This window comes from Gordonia alkaliphila, assembly GCF_039542465.1.
In the GTDB taxonomy this organism is placed as follows: domain Bacteria; phylum Actinomycetota; class Actinomycetes; order Mycobacteriales; family Mycobacteriaceae; genus Gordonia; species Gordonia alkaliphila.
In genome coordinates, this window is the sequence record NZ_BAABIE010000044.1 from 1 (window position 1) to 1,404 (window position 1,404).

Genomic DNA, 1,404 nt, shown 5'->3' on the forward strand with positions numbered 1-1,404 from the left:
CTGTTTGCGGGTGCAGTGGAATCGTATCCGGCGTCGTGAGTTCTCGAGGTTCCGGAAGCCACATGCGGCGCGTTTGACCTGTTTGACGAGCCGGTTGTAGCCCTCTGTGCGGGCGTTGGTGATCGTGGTGCCGATGAATGCCGCCACCGCTGGCCACCACTTCTCGATCGTGGTTGCGAGCTTGACAACTTCTGGCAGATTCACCTGAGCGCATAGGTCCAAGAACTTGTAGAACTGGTAGGCCAGATGGTGGTCGTCGGGTCGGCTACGGGCCAGCGCAAGCAGGCCACGTAGTTCTTCCTTCACGATGTAGGCGGCCAGTATTTCGTTGCCAGGATCTTTGGCGCGCAACGCATTCCACATTTTGGCGTAACTGTGCTCGGAGAGGCGTTCACGGGCGGTGAGTAGGCGGCGCCGGTTCGCCCATTCTGGATCGACTGCCCGGCCACGGCGCCCACGCTGATCCCAAGTGACCCGCCGCCGAACCGCGGTGACCATGTCGTTGGCGAGCTTGATTACATGGAAGTGGTCGACCACCAGCTGCGCATCGGGCAGCGCCTGGGCTGCGGCGGCGGCGTACGCGGCACACGGATCGATCGCAACGTGGGTGATCGAGGACCGAAACTCAGGACTCTGCTTGGCGAGCCATTGGGCCACCGCCATCGAGGTGCGGCCGGTGACCTGCCCGAGTAGGCCCTGATCGCCCGCGAGGTCGACGAATCCAGTGTCCCACGGATCTATCCGATACCAGCGGCCATCAGGGTCGCGTTCCCAGCGTGGCCGGCCCCGACGAGTCTCATCGATCCCGAGGACCCGTACTGGTTGCGGCTGCTGCAGAACGCGGTCGGCGACCTCGCAGAACGCGGCATGGGCGGTCGGCCAGGACACCCCATGCGCGGCGGCAACCTCGATGACCGAACGTGCCGCATCTCCGATCGCCAGGCCCATCTGCTCGCGCAGCCGTCCGGTGGTGCGTCGCCTGGCCGGCACCTGATTGATGGCCTCGGTGAACGTGCTCCGCTCGCATGCCTGGTTTCGGCAACGCCAGCGAATCTTGTTCCAGCGCAACAGGATTGGGTCAGGGCCGTACCCGATATCGCGTGGCGTAGTGATTGTCCTTTCCTTCACCGAGGACGATCGATCCCCGCAGTCAGGGCAACACGCCGCGCCCCCATCTGCGGTGACCACATCGACCACCCTGGTGCGATCTGGCCGTCGCTCGACCCCAACGACCTGCACACCTTCCAGACCCAGCAACAACGACGTAGGCTCGGACACGGCCCCTGCCCCTCTTTCGATTCTTGAATGCTTCGCAACATCCAGAATCACGAAGGTCAGGGGCCTTTCACGTCAACGACACGCGACCGCCCTGACCAGGGACTGCCCGTTCAAGATCGAAGAGCC

At 63.7% G+C, this 1,404-nt stretch carries 1 protein-coding gene; it reads right to left on the minus strand.

Features of this window, described 5'->3' with window-relative positions:
- Positions 1 to 1,278 (minus strand): ISL3 family transposase (locus tag ABD989_RS17625; protein ID WP_345314502.1); only part of this gene is annotated, 1,278 nt, incomplete at its 3' end.
- Positions 1,279 to 1,404 lie beyond the last annotated feature (126 nt).